The sequence below is a fragment of the Mesotoga sp. HF07.pep.5.2.highcov genome, assembly GCF_003666285.1.
GTDB lineage: Bacteria > Thermotogota > Thermotogae > Petrotogales > Kosmotogaceae > Mesotoga > Mesotoga prima.
On the sequence record NZ_JFHJ01000504.1, the window covers coordinates 1 to 730 of the forward strand.

A 730-nucleotide genomic window follows, 5' to 3' on the forward strand; every position below is an offset into this window, starting at 1 on the left:
CTACCGGAGAGCTCGTTTCTTTCTTTAGTTCCTCGTATCCAAGTAGATGGGCATTGATTAGATTGTCGCGGGCTACCCCCGCCAGTTCGGGCCTGATTATCGAGGGAGGGAATCCGGAGGCCCTGTTTCTGTAGCCAAGCGTAGCCAAGACGTTCGGTTCATTCTCGGTCGACCACATGTCGACGATATCTCCAAGTCTCCTTCCACAGAGGCCGGCGAATTTACGGAATTCCTCCGCAGCGCGGGGATCGGCCCAGCCCCCGGCGGTGAAATCGGAGTATCTGTTGACCCTAATCGGTTCGTGGAGCCAAATGGGGAGTGAGAAATGGTTGAGATTGACTATCACCTTCATTCCTCGGTTTCTTATGTCCCCGATGATCCCTCTGTAATGCTCTATCGCTTCAGTGTTGCATATGTCATCCAAATCATCTGCCCATCTCTCGAAAGTCGGCTTGGGGAGGATTCTAGACCACTCAAGGCCTATTCGTATTATATTCATTCCCGCGTCGGCCGCAAGTCTGTGGAACTCCTCGAAACCTGTCCAGTAATTCGGCCCGCTTTCGGGAAACGTCCCGCTGACTATCCCGTTTTCGATGTTCAATTTATCATGAGCCCAGAAGTACCAATCCGAGCCGCGGTCGATGCTCTCGGGAGAGTTTCTACCCATTTCAAACTGAAATCCCGAAAGAGAGGCACCGAACAGGAAATCTTCGCCAAACATGTCTTCATC

At 52.1% G+C, this 730-nt stretch carries 1 protein-coding gene; it reads right to left on the reverse strand.

Annotated features, from left to right (window positions below):
* Positions 1-730 (reverse strand): family 1 glycosylhydrolase (locus tag BG32_RS10715; RefSeq protein WP_147434963.1); only part of this gene is annotated, 730 nt, incomplete at both ends.